At 41.1% G+C, this 21,535-nt stretch carries 19 protein-coding genes and 1 tRNA gene; 12 read left to right on the top strand and 8 right to left on the bottom strand.

Annotation, left to right across the window (positions count from 1 at the left end):
• The first annotated feature begins 46 nt into the window (after positions 1–46).
• Positions 47–358, top strand: coding sequence for a bacillithiol system redox-active protein YtxJ (gene ytxJ, locus G4D82_RS09455; RefSeq protein ID WP_317167567.1), 312 nt, complete (start codon positions 47–49; stop codon positions 356–358).
• 30 nt (positions 359–388) lie between these two features.
• Here the strand turns inward: ytxJ and G4D82_RS09450 are convergent, their stop codons facing one another.
• The 3 genes from G4D82_RS09450 to G4D82_RS09440 all read right to left on the bottom strand — a co-directional run bounded on the left by G4D82_RS09450 (position 389) and on the right by G4D82_RS09440 (position 2,626).
• Complete coding sequence (locus G4D82_RS09450; RefSeq protein WP_166336980.1) at positions 389–877, bottom strand: nuclear transport factor 2 family protein; 489 nt, start codon at positions 875–877, stop codon at positions 389–391.
• A gap of 396 nt (positions 878–1,273) precedes the next feature.
• Complete coding sequence (locus tag G4D82_RS09445; protein WP_166336978.1) at positions 1,274–1,738, bottom strand: DUF4112 domain-containing protein; 465 nt, start codon at positions 1,736–1,738, stop codon at positions 1,274–1,276.
• Between the two features lie 123 nt (positions 1,739–1,861).
• Positions 1,862–2,626 carry a hypothetical protein gene (locus G4D82_RS09440; RefSeq protein WP_166336976.1) on the bottom strand — a complete coding sequence of 255 codons (765 nt, stop codon included), beginning with the start codon at positions 2,624–2,626 and terminating at the stop codon, positions 1,862–1,864.
• 231 nt (positions 2,627–2,857) lie between these two features.
• Here G4D82_RS09440 and G4D82_RS09435 point away from each other — a divergent pair, with 231 nt between their 5' ends.
• Positions 2,858–4,216, top strand: coding sequence for a PQQ-dependent sugar dehydrogenase (locus tag G4D82_RS09435; protein WP_166336974.1), 1,359 nt, complete (start codon positions 2,858–2,860; stop codon positions 4,214–4,216).
• Between the two features lie 106 nt (positions 4,217–4,322).
• On the top strand, positions 4,323–6,074 hold the full coding sequence (locus G4D82_RS09430; protein WP_166336972.1) for an ABC transporter ATP-binding protein: 1,752 nt from the start codon (positions 4,323–4,325) through the stop codon (positions 6,072–6,074).
• On the opposite strand, the gene G4D82_RS09425 is transcribed toward G4D82_RS09430, so the two are convergent.
• The 3 genes from G4D82_RS09425 to fahA form a co-directional block, all read right to left on the bottom strand.
• Positions 6,075–7,262, bottom strand: coding sequence for a hypothetical protein (locus G4D82_RS09425; RefSeq protein ID WP_166336970.1), 1,188 nt, complete (start codon positions 7,260–7,262; stop codon positions 6,075–6,077).
• A gap of 105 nt (positions 7,263–7,367) precedes the next feature.
• Complete coding sequence (locus tag G4D82_RS09420) at positions 7,368–7,760, bottom strand: DUF1801 domain-containing protein (RefSeq protein WP_166336968.1); 393 nt, start codon at positions 7,758–7,760, stop codon at positions 7,368–7,370.
• 9 nt (positions 7,761–7,769) lie between these two features.
• Positions 7,770–9,053, bottom strand: a complete 1,284-nt coding sequence (gene fahA / locus G4D82_RS09415) for a fumarylacetoacetase (protein ID WP_166336966.1) — start codon at positions 9,051–9,053, stop codon at positions 7,770–7,772.
• 110 nt (positions 9,054–9,163) lie between these two features.
• Here fahA and G4D82_RS09410 point away from each other — a divergent pair, with 110 nt between their 5' ends.
• The 5 genes from G4D82_RS09410 to G4D82_RS09390 all read left to right on the top strand — a co-directional run bounded on the left by G4D82_RS09410 (position 9,164) and on the right by G4D82_RS09390 (position 15,490).
• Positions 9,164–10,438 carry a serine hydroxymethyltransferase gene (locus G4D82_RS09410; protein ID WP_166336964.1) on the top strand — a complete coding sequence of 425 codons (1,275 nt, stop codon included), beginning with the start codon at positions 9,164–9,166 and terminating at the stop codon, positions 10,436–10,438.
• A gap of 32 nt (positions 10,439–10,470) precedes the next feature.
• The gene (locus G4D82_RS09405) at positions 10,471–11,280 is read left to right on the top strand and encodes a phytanoyl-CoA dioxygenase family protein (RefSeq protein ID WP_166336962.1); all 810 of its coding nucleotides are present in this window, start codon (positions 10,471–10,473) and stop codon (positions 11,278–11,280) included.
• Between the two features lie 111 nt (positions 11,281–11,391).
• Positions 11,392–13,821 (top strand): outer membrane beta-barrel protein, encoded by a 2,430-nt coding sequence (locus tag G4D82_RS09400; protein ID WP_166336960.1) that lies wholly within the window; start codon positions 11,392–11,394, stop codon positions 13,819–13,821.
• 570 nt (positions 13,822–14,391) lie between these two features.
• Positions 14,392–14,985 (top strand): tRNA-(ms[2]io[6]A)-hydroxylase, encoded by a 594-nt coding sequence (gene miaE, locus G4D82_RS09395; protein WP_166336958.1) that lies wholly within the window; start codon positions 14,392–14,394, stop codon positions 14,983–14,985.
• A gap of 13 nt (positions 14,986–14,998) precedes the next feature.
• Positions 14,999–15,490 (top strand): GNAT family N-acetyltransferase, encoded by a 492-nt coding sequence (locus tag G4D82_RS09390; RefSeq protein WP_166336956.1) that lies wholly within the window; start codon positions 14,999–15,001, stop codon positions 15,488–15,490.
• Between the two features lie 2 nt (positions 15,491–15,492).
• On the opposite strand, the gene G4D82_RS09385 is transcribed toward G4D82_RS09390, so the two are convergent.
• On the bottom strand, positions 15,493–16,071 hold the full coding sequence (locus G4D82_RS09385) for an NUMOD4 domain-containing protein (RefSeq protein ID WP_207788154.1): 579 nt from the start codon (positions 16,069–16,071) through the stop codon (positions 15,493–15,495).
• Between the two features lie 205 nt (positions 16,072–16,276).
• Entirely contained in the window at positions 16,277–16,846 is a 570-nt protein-coding gene (locus G4D82_RS09380; protein ID WP_166336954.1) for a pentapeptide repeat-containing protein, read from the bottom strand.
• A 619-nt stretch (positions 16,847–17,465) separates the two neighbouring features.
• On the opposite strand from G4D82_RS09380, the gene G4D82_RS09375 reads away from it, so the two are divergent.
• The 4 genes from G4D82_RS09375 to G4D82_RS09360 all read left to right on the top strand — a co-directional run bounded on the left by G4D82_RS09375 (position 17,466) and on the right by G4D82_RS09360 (position 21,525).
• A tRNA-Arg gene (locus G4D82_RS09375) sits at positions 17,466–17,539 on the top strand.
• A 412-nt stretch (positions 17,540–17,951) separates the two neighbouring features.
• The gene (locus G4D82_RS09370) at positions 17,952–18,365 is read left to right on the top strand and encodes a response regulator (protein WP_166336952.1); all 414 of its coding nucleotides are present in this window, start codon (positions 17,952–17,954) and stop codon (positions 18,363–18,365) included.
• 5 nt (positions 18,366–18,370) lie between these two features.
• A complete protein-coding gene (locus G4D82_RS09365) occupies positions 18,371–18,913 on the top strand; it encodes a heme NO-binding domain-containing protein (protein WP_166336950.1) in 543 nt (180 codons plus the stop codon).
• Positions 18,914–18,915: 2 nt separating this feature from the next.
• On the top strand, positions 18,916–21,525 hold the full coding sequence (locus G4D82_RS09360; RefSeq protein WP_166336948.1) for a PAS domain S-box protein: 2,610 nt from the start codon (positions 18,916–18,918) through the stop codon (positions 21,523–21,525).
• Positions 21,526–21,535 lie beyond the last annotated feature (10 nt).

Here is a 21,535-nt window from a genome sequence, read left to right as displayed (position 1 = left end):
CCAAAAGCACTCAGTATCAAAATTCAATTGGATTAATCTGACGAGTTTGAGTCAAATAGATGAAATAATCACGGCTTCAAGCCAGCAACCCATCTTGATTTTCAAACACAGTACACGTTGCGCCATCAGTAAAATGGCTTTAAAGGATTTCGAAAAACAGTTCAGATTAGACCAGCAAATTGCTTGTTACTTTCTGGATTTGTTAGCCCATCGCGATATTTCAAATGAGATTGCTCATCGGTTCGAAGTGATTCATCAATCGCCGCAATTGTTACTGATTAAAAATGGAAAATGTCTTTACAATGTTTCGCATGGCGCCATTGATGCAACAATTTTAGATCGATTTCTTGAGCCATAAAATAAGTTATTTGCTCATTTTCAGATAGAGTTAATGCAAACTCACCACGCGCGAAATTTTCCATTGTTGTGCTTCAAATTTCCAAACTATCATAAAACGGGCAGGTTTTGAAACAGCATCCGGCTCAGCACTGTTATGGAATTGGTGTAAACCCATTTCAATAGCTCCGAAATTTTTGATCGGATAGACCTCAATGCTGCCTTTGACCAACTCGCGCGTCACTTTTCCGCAGACATTCTTTTTAGTGGCTTGAACCAGTTCGGGTTTAGAAGTCATCAAACCGCCTTTGTCGTGATAGAATTCAATATCGTCTAAAAAATAGGCGGCATAAGTATCAAGGTTTTTCTCGCAGGTATTGTAAGCGTTGAAGAAAATCGAATCGGCAGCTACAATTTCGCGATACAGTTTTTCATCGTCGGGCTGGTATTTTTTTGTGATTTGATAATTGTTTTTAGATGAGGAACAACTAATCTGTAGTAAGGCAAGTGTTGTAACCAAGAAAATAATTTTGATTTTCATAACTGGAAATTGACGATGATTTGCGTTAGTTGAACGAAATCTGAGTGTGTTACAGTTGGTTTTACTTATAGATGCCAGAAGATTTTTTGATAGAATTAAGTCTATTGATGTAAACCATCCGAATACATACAGTAAATAAAATGTACAGCCTAGTGGTTTTGATGATTGTGAAATTCTACAACTAACTGCATTTGCCTAGCAATAGCCACAAAACCACAAAAATAAAAATGGTACTTAAGCAGCCGCCTCCTAATTTTTTTGCGCCATAACCAGCCAGTAATCCGCGGAATAAATTGTTCATGATGTTGATTTTAGATGATCTAAATTTACGCAGAATTCTTTGTGAAACTGTTGCAATGTCTTGTTTTTAAAATTTGCTGTTCACATTCCAGTTCTTTACAAGATTTGATGCAGCAGCCAAGAACACAAACTAAAAATTAGCCAAATTAACGATAGAACTACAACCAGTATCAATAGAAGTAACGGAATGATCACTTTCCATGCGCTGCCTTGGTGTTTGTTTTGGGTGTAATGCTCGCGGACCAATTTCATATTGCGTTGGTTCGATTTGAATATAAAGTCGAAAATATCGCCCAACACCGGAATGGCTCCTATGGCAGTGTCGACCAAAACATTGAGCGTAATTCGGGCAATTACATAACTACTAGCGCCGTTCAAGGCTAAAACCAAAACGATATAACTCGAAACCATCAATCCGGCCATATCGCCTGCGCCGGGAATCAATCCGATAATGGCATCTAGACCGAAACGCATCGAAGTACCCGGAACACGGAATTTCGAATCCATCAGTTGGGCTAAGGCCTCAAGATGAGCCAGCGTATTTTTGTTTTTGGAATTCATAGTCGTTAACGAACTAACGCAAAAATAGAAATCTTATCGAAGTATTAGCGTTCACTTTGAAGTATAAAAAAAGGCCGCTATTGCTAACGGCTCTCTATTTGGACGATATAATTGATTGTTGGGTTAATGGTGTGGTCCGTGGTGAATGTGGCATCCACCGCCGATATGCTGGTGCAATTGGGTGGCCAAGGCGTTATTGCCGTCGGTGTCATCCGGGCCAATTTCGATGGTGCCATCGCCATCGCCGTCAACTGCAGCACTCAAATTAACATGGCTCAGGATGGCGTTGAGGTCGAAATTAAAAACCACGTCATAACTGCCGTTGGTAATTACTAAATCTTGTCCGTTATCTTCATAGTCAATCTCAAATTTTTCGTTCAGATTGTGCCAGAACACGAAAGGCGTTCCGTTGATGGTTCCGTTGATTTGTACCGTTTTGTTGTAAATCGATGAAGCGCTATCAAGGCTTGGACTCATCTTGAATTCGACTTCCTCATAAGTTCCGTTGGGAACTGTCAAAGTCGTCAGCGGCATGGTTTGGTTCAGCAATTCAAATTCCCATGGGCCTTGCAGTTCGGTCGAATCATCGCTGTTGTAAAAGTAATGGTCGTCATCGCCGTCATGGTGGCCGTTATCATGGCCGTTGTGCTCGTGGTGGTGGTGGTTTCCGGTGTTGTCGGCTACCTCAAATTCAATTTCGCGGATGTTGACTTTAAAGCTAGTGAGTTCGATAACATCTGCCAAACGACCTGCTGTTGGGGTGTAAGTGGCCCGCGCGCTGATTTGCACGTTGCTCGATGTTGCATTGCTGTTGCTGTCATCGCCCGAGCACGAGAATAAAGCGAAGCAAAAAGTTGCCGACGCCAAAATTAATTTTAAGTTTTTCATAGTTTTGAATTGAAAGGTTAAGTAATGTTTCCATAACAAGCCGAAGAGAGAAAACCCTATGAATAGGAATGTTAATTTTCAACTCAATATACTTTCAGCGATTGGTTTCCAATTATTTTTTTCTTGTCAGTAGCTTTATTTTACTTATTTTCGAACGTTTGATTTTCAAAGTATTACCCTTAAATTCAAAACGTTTGAAATCTACCTAAAACCAACCAAACTAAACAAACCATGAAAAACAAAGTACTCATTTCACTGTTGGCCTTGGGCATCAACTTTTCTATTGTTGCGCAGGAAACTTTCGGTGCAACGACCATCCAAAAAACCATTGTAGCTTCCAACCTGAGTGTTCCTTGGGATATGGTTTACGGACCCGACGGCTGGATTTGGTTTACCGAACTCGCCGGCAATATCAAGCGCATGAATCCCGATACTTACGAAATGCAACAGGTGTTCGCCATTTCCGACGTATCGCTTTTTGGGTTCAGCGTTGGCTTGCATTCGATGATTCTGCATCCGGATTTTAACACCAATCATTACCTCTATGTGCATTACGCCAACACCAATACGACTTCAAAGATTGTTCGTTACGAATATGATTCGGTCAATAATACCTTAATCAACCCTACGATTATTCTCGGTGCCATTCCCTCCGGGGTTTCTCACAACGGCTCGCGCATGGTGATTCTCGATGATAAACTGTTCATTTGCTTGGGCGATACTTATTCCACACCGGCTGTAGCACAGAACCTGACTTCCATCAATGGTAAAGTGTTACGGATGAATCTCGATGGAAGCATTCCCGCAGACAACCCAATTGCCGGTAGTTATATATGGTCGTTTGGACATCGGAATCCGCAAGGTATGTGCTTTGCAAACGGAAAATTGTACAGTTCAGAGCACGGCACCAGCGCCAATGATGAGGTGAATATTATCGAGATGAACCGCAATTACGGTTGGCCCACCGTAGAGGGCGTTTGCAATACCACAGCCGAGATTGCTTTCTGCAATGCCAATAATGTTGCCCAGCCGATTTGGAGTTGGTCGCCCTCAATTGCTCCGGCAGGCATGGATTTATACCAAAGCGAGGCGATTCCCGAATGGAACAATTCTTTGTTGGTTTCGGTACTCAAAGGCAAGCAACTTCTGCAGCTCAAACTCAATGACGACGGCACTCAAATCGTGCAGCAAAATGTGATTATTGCCAATACTTATGGCAGATTGCGTGATGTTTTGGTCATTCCCGACGGACGCGTTTTTGTATGCACTTCGAATAAAGATTACACTGGAACACCTGTGGCTGGAGACGACCGTATTATCGAACTTAAAAACCCTGATGCTTTGGCAGTTTCGGGTTTCAATCGATTTGAATTTTCAGTTTATCCTATTCCGGCAAGTCAGCAGCTTTTTGTGAATTCGGCACGCCATGATGGTTTTATTTCGCTCATCAGTATGGAAGGTAAAAAAGTGTATCACGCTGCATTTTCAGATAAAATCGATGTGAGCCAATTGCCACGTGGCGTTTATGAAATTCAGTTACTTGATCAAGCACAAAAGACTTTGGCTAGTAAAAAGATTTTAATTCAATAAGGCAAATCAAAAGTCAGCAAGATGTGATTAAATCTTAAAATCTTCACAACCTGCAAAGCCAAATCGCAAATAGTAGTAATTTTGGGCTTCATTTTCCAAAACTTCCATGAAGCTACTTTATTCTTACGTTCGCGCCCATAAATCCTTATTGTTTCTCGCGCTTTTTCTGGCAGCCGTCAACCAATGTTTCTCGCTCTGTGATTCGATTATTATCGGGAAACTACTCAACCAATGCGGTGTGGGTGTTGCTAATTTTCACAATGATTACGGCCGTTTTGTGCGTGCGGTGCTGTTCTGGCTTGGACTATCTTTGGGAGCCGCAATGCTCTCTCGTATAGCCAAAAACTTTCAAGACTATTTCACCAATATCATCATTCAAAGAACCGGTGCCAGCATGTATACCGACGGAATTCAAAAAGCTTTGCAATTGCCTTTTCAGGATTTCGAAGACCAACGCAGCGGCGAAACTTTAGGCAAACTCCAGAAAGTAAAAACCGATTGCGAGAAGTTCATTACCTTATCCATTTCGATGGTGTTTCAAACCGTCATTGGAATTGTTTTCGTGGTGGTTTATGCGGTGAATATCCATTGGTTGCTTGGGCCGATTTTCTTGGCAACGATTCCGGTCGTGGCGGTAGTGAGTTCATTTTTAGGAAAGAAAATCAAGGTGGTTTCCAAAGAAATTCTGCGCGAAACTACTGCTTTGGCTGGTGCTACTACGGAATCTTTACGCAACATTGAACTGGTAAAAAGCCTCGGTCTTACCGATCAAGAAGTCAACCGACTCAATACTACAACCATTAAAATCCTCGGGCTCGAACTCAAAAAAGTACGATTTATCCGCTCGTTGAGTTTCATTCAGGGAACGACCGTGCATTTCATGAGAACTTGTTTGGTGTTTTCGCTCTATATGTTCATTTTCCGCGACATTATCAAACCCGGCGATGTGATTACGCTGATGTTCTTCTCGTTTTTCCTATTCAATCCATTGCAGGAACTTGGGAATGTGATTGCAACTTACAACGAAACCAAAGTCTCGATGGACAATTTCTCTGATTTGATGCATTCGAAAAGTGAAGCCATTCCGGCGCATCCGCAAATAATTGGGTCAATTCATCATTTGAAATTTTCGAATATTTCATTCCGCCATCAAAGTGCCTCGACGTATGCCGTAAAGGATATTTCATTCGAAGCCCAAGCCGGTGAAACGATCGCTTTTGTCGGGCCATCGGGTAGCGGAAAAACCACACTGGTAAAAATGCTGGTAGGTTTATACCAACCCGAAGAAGGTGCTATTTTTTACAACGAGAAGAATGCCAACGAAATCAACCTAACTGAATTGCGTCAACAACTCGGGTTTGTTACTCAAGACGCTCAATTGTTTTCCGGTACGATTAAAGACAACTTATTGTTTGTGAAACCTAATGCTACCGATGAAGAAATCAATAATGTGTTGCAACAAGCGGCTTGTCAGAACTTACTCGCGCGCGCCAAAGACGGCATCAACACGACAATAGGTGAGGGCGGCATCAAAGTTTCCGGCGGCGAGAAACAGCGTTTGTCGATTGCTAGAGCGTTGTTGAGAAATCCAAGATTGTTGTTGTTCGACGAAGCGACTTCAGCCTTGGACTCCATCACAGAAGAAGAAATTACTCAGACAATCCGGAACATTTCTTCGAAACAAGACCAAATTACGATTCTCATTGCGCACCGATTGTCAACGATTATGCACGCCGACAAGATTTTTGTGCTAGAGCAAGGCCACATCATCGAGCAAGGCAAGCACCAAGATTTGCTTGACGAAAAAGGGTTGTATTATGCAATGTGGCGCCAGCAGATTGGGGAACGGAAAGCTTAATTACCGCACAATCGCGTTGCGGCTGATGATGTCTTTGAGCTTGTTTTTCAAATCTTCGCCACAATCATAGACCATTTGCTCGTTGCTTGGAAACGGCACTTGGCGTCGGTCGAAATTCGGCAGATAATCATTCTCGCAAGCCCGTCGATCGCCTTGGTATCTGGCAAAAACATGCTGGAAAACAAACTCGCTCGCCAACGGAAAACTCTGTAGCAACTGATTGTTTTTAAAATCAAAATAATCCACTTTCGCAGCGACTTGCACGGCTTTGTGTTGGGTAGATTCGTAAATAGCAATGCGCACGGTTTTCATATTGTCTACATAAATCGGGCGGCCCAAACTGTCTTTCACTTCGCGGCCTCGGGCATCGAGTAGTTTCTTCACGCCGTCTTTAATGACTTTCTCTTTCTGGAATTCCCTCTCATTGATGCGTTCCGGCGAAATGTTGATGTCGCGGAAATTCACTTCAATTCCGTAATCATAATTCACTCCTTTTTGTTTGTTGCTGTGGTAAACCGTCCATTTTTGGTTGAGTCCGAACGTGCTAAAATCCATCAAATCGTCATGCAAACGTTTCGGAACAATGACGTTAGTTTGGTTCTTGGTACTCACAATTACGAAATCAGTGCCTTTGAATTTGGCGTCGTTAATGAGTTTGCTCACGTCTTTAAAACCCGGATTGATCTGATTCAAATACACCAAATCGTCATAAGCACGGCGGCATTTCAACTTATCGCCCGACATTAAAGCAGCCACAGCATTCAAGTATAAATATTTAGACAAAGCGGTTCTGCTGTTGGAAATCTGCTCCGAATAATCTTCCATCGCAAATTGGGCCTCGCGGTTTTCCTTAATCAAACGCAAGGGCAACAGCGGCCTCACGAGTTCCTGTCTTTCATTTAAACGTACATAAGCATTGTAAATGTTCTCCAAATTCCCCGGATTCGGATCGCGGAACCAGCCCCAACCGGCAATTTCCCTCATATCACGTTCTTTGGCTTTAGCAAAAGCTTCTTCGAGCAAATAAATGTAATCTTGTTTGCCTTTCGCGTCTTTGTTGCTACGGAGTTTGTCTGCCGCCTTGTAAATCGCCTCGTCATAATCGCCCGAAGCTACCATCGTGCGGGTTTGCTTGACGCCACAAGAAATAAAAAGAGAAATAAAAAAGAGGAAAGTAATTTTTTTCATGCGTTTGTTTTTTTAGAAGCCGGGAACCTGCTATTCGCTGTAGTCCTCGCTTTGCTGCGGGCTGTCGCTGCTATCAGGGCTAGGGTAGTAGTGCTAGATTGGCGTTTATTTCAATCGTTCGAGTTGGCCTTTGCGTTTGACGATGTTTTTATAATCCCATTGAATTGCTCTTGATTTTTCGAGCCAACGGGCTAAGGCATCTAAGTCAATTTCAGAAGCATGATGATAGAAAACCGAAGCATCTTTGAATTTTTCGCCTTTCACGTTCAATGCTGTTTCGTCAAAATCGGCGCCGCTCCAAAACATCAAACGAATTCCTTTTTTTTGCTGGCTGTAACCCACAACCGGATTTCCGTCTAAAAACCAAACCGGATGCGCGTGCCAAATTTTACTTTCTGCTTCCGGTAATTCCTGATTGATTTTTTGAGCTAGCTTATTACCAATAGCTTGGTATTCTGGTTCTAACTTATCGTTATACTGTTGGATTTCTACAACCATGGCTGTAAATTATTTTCTCACAAAAGGCGGCAACAACTTACTGCAAACTTCTCCAAAACCAATGCGCACTTCTTTGTTTTGGCAGTAGCCTTTCATAATCACGGTGTCATTGTCGTTAATGAACTTGCGCTCGGTGCTGTCTTTCATTTTAATCGGATTCTTACCATTCCAAGTCAGCTCGAGCATTGATCCGTAACTGTTTGGTGTGGGCCCGGAAATGGTTCCTGAACCCATCATATCGCCAGAATTCACGCGGCAACCGTTAGAAGTGTGGTGTGCCAACTGCTGGCTCATCGACCAATACATGTATTTGAAATTCGAGTTCGAAACCACAACTGCTTCAGAATTTTCAGGTTCTATTGAAACTTCCAAATGAATATCGTAGGCGTGTTTGCCTTTCTGTTGTAAATACGGCAGCGGGTTCGGATCTTGTTTCGGGCCTTTGGTTCTAAAGGGCTCTAAAGCATCCATGGTTACAATCCAGGGTGAAATTGAAGTGGCGAAATTCTTTGCCAAGAACGGCCCGAGCGGCACATATTCCCACTTTTGTATATCGCGCGCGCTCCAATCATTGAGCAGTACCATTCCAAAAATATAATCTTCGGCTTCATGCACCGGAATATTTTCGCCCATAATGTTGGCATCGGTGGTAATAAAACCCATTTCGAGTTCAAAATCTATCGAGCGTGAGGGCCCAAATACCGGAGTGTTTTCGCCATTGGGTAAAATCTGTCCCATCGGTCGGTGTACCGGAATTCCGGAAGGCACAATTGTAGAACTTCTGCCGTGGTAGCCTACCGGTATATGCAGCCAGTTCGGCAACAGCGCATTGGCCGGATCGCGGAACATCATCCCGACATTGGTCGCGTGTTCTTTGCTCGAATAGAAATCAGTATAATCGCCAATCAAAACTGGAAGTTGCATCTCTACGTCTTCAATTGGGCAGATCACTACTTCACGATGTGCGGCATTATCACGCAATTGCGGGTTGTTACTGTCGAAAATATCGCTGATTCGGTTGCGCACCAAACGCCAAGTTTTCTTTCCGTCTGAAATGAAATCGTTCAGTGTGTCTTGCATGAACATGTCGTCAGTGAGTTCTATGCCGTCAAAATAGTTGAGTTGTTGCAACGCGCCGAGATCAATGGCGTAGTTACCGATTCGGGTGCCGATGGTAATCACATCGTCTTTGGTAATAAACACTCCGAAAGGAATATTTTGAATCGGGAAATCAGTTTGTTCGGGTACCTCTAGCCAGGATTTTTTCTTCGGATCGTTTGCAGTTATTGGCATGTTTTGATGTTGATTGTTTGTTGAAAATTCAGTTTCCAAATATATCATTATATGCCAATTTAACAAACCCTTTTCGTAATTTTGGACTGTTTTTAACTAAAAAAGATACCATGCGACACGACCAACAAATTTTCGATTTAATCCTTGAAGAACAAGACCGCCAAATCCACGGAATAGAACTTATTGCCTCAGAGAATTTTGTCTCAGACCAAGTGATGGAAGCTGCAGGTTCTTGCCTAACTAATAAATACGCTGAAGGGTATCCGGGCAAGCGTTATTACGGCGGTTGTGAAGTAGTCGACGTGGTAGAGCAAATCGCCATTGATCGCGCCAAAGCCTTGTTCGGTGCCGAGTATGTCAACGTACAGCCGCACTCTGGTTCTCAGGCCAATACTGCGGTATATGCCGCTTGTTTGAAACCCGGCGATAAAATCCTAGGTTTTGATTTGTCGCATGGCGGGCACTTAACTCATGGTTCTCCGGTGAATTTCTCAGGCCGTTTGTATACGCCAGTATTTTACGGTGTTGAAAGAGAAACCGGCCAATTCGATTACGACAAGATTCAGGAAATCGCTACCCGTGAAATGCCAAAGATGATCATCGCCGGAGCTTCTGCTTATTGCCGTGATATGGATTTCGCGCGTTTCCGCCAAATTGCCGATAGTGTTGGCGCATTGTTGCTCGCCGATATTTCGCACCCGGCCGGATTGATTGCCAAAGGCTTGATGAACGACCCGATTCCACATTGTCATATTGTCACTACTACTACACACAAAACTTTGCGAGGCCCGAGAGGCGGAATGATCATGATGGGCAAAGATTTCGAAAATCCGTGGGGATTGACTACACCGAAAGGCGAAATCAAAATGATGTCGAACTTGCTTGATATGGCTGTTTTTCCAGGAAATCAAGGTGGTCCGCTGATGCACATTATTGCGGCTAAAGCGGTGGCTTTTGGCGAATGCTTGACCGATGAGTTTTTCCATTACGCGATGCAAGTACAGAAAAATGCCAAGGCAATGGCAGCGGCTTTCGTCAAACGAGGTTACGATTTGATTTCAGGCGGCACCGACAACCACATGATGCTTATCGATTTAAGAAATAAAGGCATTACCGGAAAAGAAGCTGAAAACGCACTAGTGAAAGCAGAAATTACAGTTAATAAGAACATGGTGCCTTTTGATGACAAATCACCATTCGTTACTTCAGGAATCCGTGTCGGAACACCGGCCATTACTACGCGCGGTTTGGTAGAAAGTGATATGGAAACCATTGTTGAACTTATCGACCGCGTGCTGATGAACCATACCAACGAAGCCATTATTGAAGAAGTGGCTGATCAGGTCAACGAAATGATGGGCGAACGAGCGATGTTTGTTTTTTAGTTAACGGTTTATAGTTAACAGTTGACAGTTTTATGGATTTATCGGTTTTAGATCTGCCATTTGAATTGACATCAGAACAAATTCAGTTCTATCAGGAAAACTGTTACATCAAACTGAAAAAGGTTTTGCCTTCCGAGATTGTTGATTATTTCAATAACGAAATCAGCAAGAAAGTGGCAGCATTGAGCGCGCATGTTGCACCCATTGAGCAACGAAATACCTATGGAAAGGCTTTCCTACAGTTGTTCAACCTTTGGGAAAACAGCGACGTTATCCAGAAATTGGTGTTCAGTAAAAGACTGGCCAAAATCGCAGCCGATTTGATGCAAACCCAAGGCGTCAGATTATACCACGATCAAGCGCTTTTTAAAGAAGTAGGCGGTGGCATTACACCGTGGCATGCCGATCAGCATTATTGGCCGCTGTCATCAGACAAAACAATCACAGTCTGGATTCCGCTTCAAGCTACGCTTTTAGCAATGGGGCCACTTGAATTTGCCGCCAAAAGTCAAAGTATTTTAGCAGGTAGGGAATTATCGATTAGCGATGAAAGTGAAAACCAAATTAAAGAGTATTTAAGAATCAACGATTTTGAGCATGTGATTGAACCGTTTGATTTAGGCGAGGTTAGTTTTCATTCGGGCTGGATTTTTCACCGTGCCGGAGCCAATGCATCGGATCAAACCAGAAAAGTCATGACTGTTATTTATATGGACAAAGACATGCGTTTGAAAGCGCCAAGTAATTCAGGCCAACACAATGATTGGAAAACTTGGTGTCCGGGTGCAGAGATTGATCAAGTTATCAATACGCCGCTAAATCCGATTCTTTACCAGCGATAAAAATAGATTCATTATGCCTTTACCCATGCCAGTTCGCGTGGGTTTTTTGTTTTCGTCGGTAACATAAGCTTGAAATTGGCTACTACTGTCCCAACGTTAAAATCCTAACTGATGAAAAACTGGTTACTATTGATAAGCTGGCTCTGTATTAGTTTTGTTCACGCCCAACAAGCCAAGATTTCCGGAAAGTTCGAAACCCCAGAAGCTACTTCATCGGTTTTAGTCGTTTTGCAAAAAGCAGAAGATTTCTCAGTGGTCAAAAGCCAATTTCTCGAAAGTGACGGGCGTTTTGAATTTCTGAACTTGCAAGCGGGAAATTATCTTGTGGTTATTGACCAGGCCCAGTTCAAACCTTTTCAAAGCCAAACCATTGCGCTAGCGAATGACCAACAATTGGAGTTGCCGACGGTCCGATTGGAAAAAAATGAAACCAAATTGCTCAACGAAGTGGTCGTTCAAAAAAGGAAGCCGTTCGTCGAAAATAAAATCGATAGAACCGTTGTCAATGTTGACGCGCTCATTACAACCGCCGGTGGCGATGCCGTAGATGTTTTAGAGAAATCGCCGGGCATTCTCGTCGATCAAAATGGCACAATCACTTTCAAAGGCAAAAGTGGTGTTCAGGTTTTCATCGACGACAAGCCGACTTATCTTTCCGGAGCTGAACTCGAGGCTTACCTGAAATCACTTCCGGCCAGCACGCTCGACAAAATAGAACTCATGACCAATCCGCCGGCCAAGTACGATGCGGCAGGTGGTGCCGGTGTCATCAATATCGTCACCAAAAAATCAAAAACTCGTGGCTTTAACGGCAATGTCACTTCTAGGTTTTCGCAAGGAAAACGGTCACAGTTCCGCCAAGGGTTGAATCTGAATTACGTGGATGAAAAATACCGTGTTTATGGCAATTTGGGCTATGCCAACCAGAATCCGCTGAACGATTTGTTTATTTTCAGAAGGTTCAAAAATCCTGACGGCAGTACTAAAAGCCTTTTTTACCAAGATAGTTTCCTCAGAACCAGCGCCAATACCGGCAACGCCAAAGTCGGCATGGATTATTATTATTCAGACAAAACTACTTTTGGCCTCAGTGTGAGCGGCATCCTGAAATCGAGCCGACAGAAATCCGATGTACGTTCGGTGCTTACTGATGCAACCAATATTGTAGATTCGACCATCATCGCCAACAACCGCGAAAACGAAAAATTCCGCAATCTGGGCCTCAACCTGAATTACCGTCATGATATCGATTCGATTGGTCGTCGCATTACTGTTGACTTAGATTATCTAAATTACGACACCCAAACCCGTCAGCAGTTCAATAATTTTGTTTACCAACCTGATAATTCCTTGAGCAGTCAGGATGCTTTGCGAGGCGATTTGCCTACCGATATAGATATTTATTCGTTCAAAACTGATTATACTCACCCGTTAAAAAAAGGCTCATTCGAGGCCGGTTATAAAGTGAGTTTCTCTAAAACCGACAACATTGCCGATTACCGCGATATTGTTGGTGACGCCGAAGTTCCGAATTACGACACCAGCAATCATTTCAAATACGACGAAACCATCAATGCCGCTTACCTGAACTATAATACCAATCTGAAGCGATTTAGTTTTCAATTGGGTTTGCGTGTGGAGAATACTGATTCTAAAGGCAACCAACTGGGCAATGTGGTGAAGCCTTCGTCGCGTTTTTCACGGAATTACACCAACTTGTTTCCTACGGTTTATGTGCAGTATAAAATGGATTCCATCGGCAACCATCAGCTTGTAGTGAATTACGGCAAACGCATCAATCGTCCGTATTTTCAAGATTTGAACCCGTTTGTGAGCCCGCTGGATAAGTTTACTTTTTATTCGGGAAATCCTTATTTGAATCCGTCGTTTGCAGATAATTACGAATTATCTTATCGCTATAAGGAATATCTCTCGACTACTTTCAGTTATGGTCGTAGCAGCGACGAAATCAACGAAACCATCGAAATCACCGATCAGATTTATTACAGCCGGCCGGGCAATATTGGCCGCAGCGAATTCTTTAGTTGTAACGTCAATGCGACCATTCCGTTCAACAAATGGTGGACGGCAACCGCATACACCGAAGTAACACATTCGCGGTTCAAAAGTCAACTCTATACCGAAACACTCGATGCGTCGGGTAGTTTTTGGTTCTTCCAGATGAATAATACTTTCAAGTTCAAGAACGATTGGTCGGCCGAGCTCAGTGGCACTTATCACACCGATATTGTTTCCTCGCAATTTGTGCTCCTTTCGCGCTCGAATATCAATATGGGCGTGCAGAAGAAAATCCTCAAAAGTAAAGGCAGTTTGAAGTTTTCGGTCAATGATATTTTCTATTCGAACCTCAATAACGGTATTATCCGCAACATCAAACTCACCGATGCCAATTGGAGGAACCGCCCCGATTCGCGTTTTGCGGCTTTGACTTTCACTTACAGTTTCGGAAAATCTTTGCCAATCAAACAACAATACAATGCCAACGGAGCCGATACTGAAAAAAATAGGGTGAAAGATTAGTTGTGTTAAATGTTGAATGTTGAATGGTTTCAGAAGCCGGGAACCTGCTGTACGCTATATCTTTTACTCTGCTGCGCGCCGTAAAAGGATGCCGCTGCCATCAGGGCTAGGGTTGTGGTGGAATTTTGGAATTAATGGTGATTAGCTTTCAGCTGTCAGCTTTTAGCTTTTTCAGTGGAATTACAAGGATAAAAGAACTAAATTCCAAAAACTGGATTTAAAAACTATAGCTCAACTTTCCGTAAACGAGCTGTCAGCTTTTAGCTTTTTCAGTGGAATTACAAGGTTAAAAGAACTAAATTCCAAAAACTGGATTTAAAAACTATAGCTCAACTTTCCGTAAACGAGCTGTCAGCTTTTAGCTTTTAGCTTTCAGCTTTTTCAGTGGAATTACAAGGTTAAAAGAACTAAATTCCAAAAACTGGATTTAAAAACTATAGCTCAACTTTCCGAAAAGAACTTTAAACTGTTAACCGTGAACTGTCAACTATTCATTGTCGGTTATTTCCCTAAAAAATGTAATTTTGACGACACTTATATTCAACATACAACATTCAACATAAAGCCACTATGTCCACTTTCAGATTACAACTTCCGACCGACCCGCGCTGGGTAGATATCGTAGAAACCGATATTGAAGAAATCCTTACCGACCACGCTTGGTGCGAACAAAAAGCTGCATCTAATGCCATTACGATTGTTACCATCAACTCCGAGTATCCCGATTTGGTGACCGATATGTTGGCTTTGGCTAAGGAAGAAATCGAGCATTTCGAAATGGTGCACGAGATCATCAAGAAACGCGGATACAAACTGGGCCGCGAACGCAAAGATGAATACGTAGGCGAGTTGGCGCAATACATGAAACGCAGTAACACAGGTAGTCGGGTTTCCGGTTTTGTCGAAAGAATGTTATTCTCGGCGATGATTGAAGCGCGCAGTTGCGAACGTTTTAAAGTGCTTTCAGAAAACATCAAAGACGAAGAGCTTTCTAAATTTTACCGCGAACTCATGGAAAGCGAGGCCGGGCACTATACTACTTTTATTGGTTACGCACGCAAATACGGGCAAGGCATCGATGTAGAAAAGCGTTGGCGCGAATGGCTCGACTTTGAAGCCTCTGTGATTCAGAAATACGGCAAAAGTCAAACAGTGCATGGTTAATGCAGAACTTGTTATGAATCAGATTGTTCATGCCACCAATAAAGATTTTACGCTTATTCGTGAGATTGCCTATCAAACCTGGCCGGTTACTTACAGTAATATTTTGTCTGAAGCCCAATTGTCTTTTATGTTGGGTAAAATATATTCAGATGAAACTTTGTCTGAAAATCTAAAAAAAGGACATCAGTTTCTACTGCTAAAAGACGATACAGGATGTTTGGGTTTTGCTGCTTGTGAGCATGATCATCTGCAAGCTATTACAAAATTGCACAAATTATATATATTACCTTCTGCCCAAGGAAAAGGCGCTGGAAAAACGTTGATAGCCTATGTTGAGCGTTTGGCCCTTGAGAACCAATCAAAAGCCGTGTCGTTGAATGTGAATCGGTACAACACGGCTTATGAGTTTTATCTGAAAAACGGTTACCAAAAAACCGGAGAAATCGACATTCCGATTGGCGATGGCTATCTCATGGAAGATTACACCATGGAAAAAAAGCTCTAAGTTTACACCACAATGTGGCCCCAATTTTCCCCGGTTTCAATGCGTTTCAAATGTGTTGCACTAATACCGAATTGTTTAGCAATCATGCTGTTTCTAGTTCTTCCTTTAGGGTTTTTGAGCATTTTCTTAATACGAATAACTGTTGTAGCGGTGAGTTTACTTCCATCTGATTTGATGTTGTGCTCAATTAGTTCGCGTCTGGCTCTAATTACGTGCGGACTTTTCTTTCCGTGGGCGATACGTTCGGCATAAGTCACCCAGCGTAAGTTTTTTACATCGTCATTATCGCGAACATAATCTAGGTGAATCACGCAATCTTGTCCTTCTAGCGGTTTGGGTAGAAAAAACTCAGCGACTATTTTATACAGAAATAATACTTTGCTTTTGGTTTTTCCATTTTCGGTGGCGCGATATCGCAAAGTGGCATAACCATCAGATCGGCCTCCTTTGATCAGGTTGCCATTTTCGATGCGGTCTGTAAAACTAACCAGCCTACCTCTGTTTGAAACGGCATAACGCAGTTTTTGAGGTACAGGCACTATAATTTCTTTAAACTCTTCGTTTGGATAAAATCTAACCATTTTTATTGAAAAAATAAATAAACATTTAGTGTTTGGCTTCCAACTAAAGGCTTTTAATGTAGGTTGTAGGTTGAAAAAATTTTGGGAAACCGATAAGTGGTTCAAAAATATTAAAAATAATAAATTACGTACATTATTTAGCTCTAAAATTTTTTAATAAATTTTTTAATATATAAAAATCTTACAAAACTTATTTGCTTCACTATTATTTGATGATAATTTGATGATGGGATAACAAACCTTTTACTTGTTTTAAATCAAAAACTGCTTTCTTGATTTTTGTTTTTTCTGGGTTGATACTATAATTGTAACTCGTCTTGAAATTGACTTTTGAAACATTGGCCAGATCAAACTCGCTGCGGTACAAATCACAATTCTCAAATTCGGCAGAAGTCAAATCGGCAGACATGAAATCAACGCCAATTAAACTGCAATTTTTGAAAACTGTTCCTTTTATTTTTAAGGCGTAAAACTTCGAAAAATCTAGTGTGCAATTAGTAAAACCGATTTCAAAAATTAACTTATCGCACATTGCAAAATTCACCTCTCTGATTTGGCAATCTAAAAACTGAGCCGTTCTAAAAGCGGTATGATTGATTTTGGCTCCGTTAAAGTTACAATTTTCAAATTGGCAATCAATAAAAGTCGTTCCGATAAAATTGCATGAAGTAAAATTGCAATTCCGAAAACGGCACTGTTCAAATTCCTTTAAATGAAAAGCATCAGTAGGGTAATGAACATTGGTAAATTCCTGATTGAGGAAATATTCTGGCATAAATCAACAACATTCTTGCAACTGCAAATCGGGTTCGAAATTAAGCCATTTTCTGAAAAACCTAGTCTGTTTTAATTTTTTTTAGCGAAATATTTATCCAAGACAGCCCGGATAGTTTCATTCAACGGATTTATAAATTGCCTTTTTGGGTACCGGAATACTATGTTTGATTCGATTGGCGAGATGCAGAATATCTGGTTTTAACAACTGTTGGCTGAATCGTCTTATTTTTGCCTGAAGTACTAAAGTTATCGATGGATGTTTGACTTTGGGTGTAGTGGCGATTACTTTTTTTAAGTCTCCTCAGTTGCGAAAGTTCAGCTTTGATGAAGAAAAATAGTCTTGATGAAAAGATTGAAATTCGATCATTTTCTCAAGTTAAGCGGTAGGTTTTGAAAATTCAAGATATTGCTTAATAGCAAAAAACTAGAAATCAATAAAATACTTTCAATTGCAGTGAGTTCCATGCTTTATAAGGAAAGTATTTCGAATGATTTGTTTCAAAGCAAAGAGATTGTCCTAAGTTTTCGGCGAATAGTCAGCACAACAAAAAAAGTAAATTTATTTCAATTTAGATTTGCATATGCATGATTAATGCCTATATTTGCACCCGCATTAAGGCCTCGTGGCGCAACTGAATAGCGCATCTGATTACGGCTCAGAAGGTTACTGGTTTGAATCCAGTCGAGGTCACTTAAGAATGGAAAGCCCGCACGAGAGTGCGGGTTTTTTTATTTTAAAATTTTTTGATGTTGAGCTCGCTCAACATCAAAAAATTTTAAAATAAAAAAAGCTTCAATCGAAGATTGAAGACTTTTCATTACCACTACGGAGCTCATTCTGGATATGTAATCCAGTCGATTTCAATAACAAAATCATCACTGACTAAAGATTTCCATTACCACTACGGAGCTCACTTTGGATATCTAAACCACAAATTCTTCTGTCTTTAACAATTTAAACAGTCGGTAGATTCTGCACTTATGTTTTGTTCGTCTACACTTTTCTACCATTCGTCTACACTTAAGCGGTATTTAACGAAAAAAAACGGCCGCAAAGGCGGTTCGACCTAGTTTTGAACTTAGAGGACCTATACTTAAACAAAATGCCGAGATCATTAAATATACTGCTTATCGAAGACGACGCGATCGAAGTGATGAAATTCAACAGAGTACTCAGTACTTTAAACATGAATCACAAGATTATTGAAGCCAACAACGGTGAAGAAGCGTTATCGATATTAAAAGAAAAAGAAACCATTCCCGACATTATTATCTTAGATTTGAACATGCCGCGCATTAACGGCATCGAATTTTTACAGATTTTAAAGAACGACGACTATTTAAAGTATATTCCATCGATTATTTTGACTACTTCTAATAATCATAAAGACGTTATGGAATGTTACAAAATCGGGATTGCAGGCTATGTATTAAAGCCTTTGAAGTATGAAGATTATATTGACCGCATCCGAAAAATGTTGGAGTACTGGAGCGCGAATGAATTAATTTCTCAATAAATAGTATGTACGGAATTGTCAACAAAGCCATCGAAGATTTGGTCATAGCCAATTTTGGTGAAGAAAAATGGGAAGTGATTAAAGAGCGTAGTGGCATCGATATTGACTTTTTTATCAGTAGCGAACCCTACGATGATGACGTAACATTTAAGTTAGCCGTAGCCGTTTCAGAAGAAATGAACATGACCGTTGGTGAGGTCTTAATTGCTTTTGGCGAATGGTGGGTCATCAAAACAACCTCAGAAAAATATACTGGCTTGATGCAATCTGGCGGGAATAACCTGAAAGAATTTTTATTAAATTTACCCAACTTCCACAATCGGGTGATGCTGATTTATCCGAAACTAACGCCTCCGGAATTTAAAATTAGCGACGTGACCGAAAACAGTATTCAGTTGCATTATTTTTCCAAGCGCCAAGGTTTACAAGAATTTGTAAGAGGATTGCTTCAAGGGCTCGGAAAAATGTATGATACGCCGGTCACCATCGAATTGATGCAAACTCGAAACGAAGGTAGTACGCACGAGATATTTAAAGTAAGCTGGTAAGCATGGACGGATTAGAATTTAAGTTTCAAGAAGCATCTTTCAATAGATTATTCCCTTATTTTATTCTAATCGACTCTGATTTTCAAATTGTAGGATTCGGAAAAAGTATTGCAAAAATTTGCCCTTATTTAAAGCCGAATGTTTCTTTTAAAGCGTTTTTTAACCTAAAAAGACCTCATGCCGAAACCAATACATTTGAGGAGTTATTGCATTTTAGTAATCAATTGGTAGTAATTGAAAGCAATGTTGATGACGTTTCACTAAGAGGGCAGTTCGAGCTGCTCAACAAACAATTGTTATTTGTAGGTTCACCTTGGTTTAACTCGATGAATGAGGTGGTTGAAAAAAATCTGACCATCAATGATTTCGCGATTCACGATCCGCTTTTAGATTTACTTCACGTACTGAAAAATCAGGAAATATCCGCCAAAGAACTCAAAGAAACGTTGTTGACCATCAACCAACAAAAGAACGATCTCAAGAAAGCCAACAAAGAAATTCACGATATTGCCCTGTTTCCGACACAAAATCCTGATCCTCTGATTCGAATAGATTTTGAGGGAAATTTACTCAAAAGAAACCCCGCCGCTGAAATGCTCTTGTCTTTTATTTACGAAGGCAAAGAATACGATGCAGCCACTTTTTTCAAAATCATTAGCCCAAAGATCGACGTTGAACAAGAGCGCTTTATCTTCGAAGCCCAATCAGGCTCAAAAGATTATTCGTTTGTCTGCAAAAGCCTCAAAGACGAAAAATACATCAATATCTACGGGCGCGACATTACTGAACAAAAAAGAAATAGTGCCGAATTAGAGCGTTTGTCTCTGGTAGCCAGTTCTAACGAAAACGGAATCGTTTTTACGTATCCCGATGGTAAGATTTTCTGGAGTAACGATGCCTACACCCATCTAACCGGTTATCCGAAAGAATATATATTGGGAAAAACACCCATCGAAATTGGACTTTGCGAGCATACCAACAAAGAAGACTTTCCGAAGATGCTCACGCCATTTTATAATGGTGAACCCTTTGAAGTAGAGCTCATTCACGGTAAAAAAGACGGAAGCCATTTCTGGTCGAGAACCAAAGGGCAACCCATTTTTGACCAACACGGTCAAGTGAAACAGTACTTCGCAATGCTTGAAGATATTTCTCTTAAAAAGCGCTACGACGATAGCCTCGAAATAGAGAAAGCCAAATACCAGAATATTATCGCCAACATGAATCTGGGCTTACTCGAAGTTGATTTGAATGATGTGATTACTTTGTCGAACAACAGTTTTAATGAAATGAGCGGCTATTCTTCGGAAGAGTTATTGGGTAAAAAGGCTGCAGAATTGTTGATGCCTTCCGAAAGCCAAGCAATTATTCGCGAAAAAATGGATACGCGAAAACAGGGCGTTACCGATTCTTATGAAGTAAAAATACTCAATAAAAATGCAGAAAAAAGAAGTTGGCTCATCAGCGGAGCGCCTAATTACGATCTAAACGGAAATCACATAGGTTCTATCGGAATACACCTGGATATCACCCAGCAAAAAGTGCAAGAAGAACAATTAACCATGTTGTCACTGATTGCTGAAAAGAACATCAATGCTGTGGTCATTACTGATAACAAAGGTGTGATTGAATGGGCCAATACAAGCTTCTTGCAAATTTCCGGTTTCTCGATGGAGGAAATAAAAGGAAAGAAACCAGGGCATCTTTTGCAAGGCCCGGAAACCAGCCCAGAAACGGTTGCCTATTTGAAAGACCGAATCCAAAAAGGGTTGCCTTTTAATTGCGAAATCGTCAATTATTCAAAGTCTGGAGAAAAATATTGGGTCAGTATCCAAGGGCAGGCTTTGTACAACAAGAAAAATGAAATCGTAAAATTCTTCGCCATCGAGGAAAACATCACCAAGAAAAAAGAGTTAGAGCAACAACGGGAATTCTTGATGGATAGCTTGGCCAAGAGCAACAAAGAACTCGAAGATTACGCCGCAATTGTTTCACACGATTTAAAATCGCCTTTGCGAAGCATTCATTCTTTACTGACTTGGATTAAAGAAGACAACGACAAAGAATTTAGCACCAAGACGTTGCAGTATTTGAGCATGATGGAAAACAAAGTAGAGAAAATGGATTACCTGATTGAAGGCATTCTTACCTACGCCAAAATTGACAAAGCAGATGTAGCAACAGAAAACATCAACACCCAAGAAATCGTTCAGAACATCATCAATATTATTCACATTCCGTCGCATATCACCGTTACTATCAAAAATAATTTGCCAGTGATCAAAGCTGATCGTTTCAGGATCCAACAATTGTTTCAAAATATTATCAGCAATGCCGTAAATTACATTGATAAACCCAGCGGAAAAGTTGAAATAGATTGCCAATTCACGGCTGAGCACTACATTTTTTCGGTAAAAGATAACGGCCCGGGAATCGCCAAAAGCAATCAGGAAAAAATATTCAAAATATTCCAATCACTAGGAACGAGCGATAAATCAACCGGACTTGGATTGTCTATTGTAAAAAAAATCATAGACTTGTATCAAGGCGAAATCTGGATTGAAAGCGAAATAAATCGCGGCGCCACGTTCTTCATAAAACTAAAAAAATAACTCGTTGCAT

Source organism: Flavobacterium lotistagni, from assembly GCF_011392125.1.
In the GTDB taxonomy this organism is placed as follows: domain Bacteria; phylum Bacteroidota; class Bacteroidia; order Flavobacteriales; family Flavobacteriaceae; genus Flavobacterium; species Flavobacterium lotistagni.
This window is presented reverse-complemented; position numbering and strand designations above follow the sequence as displayed.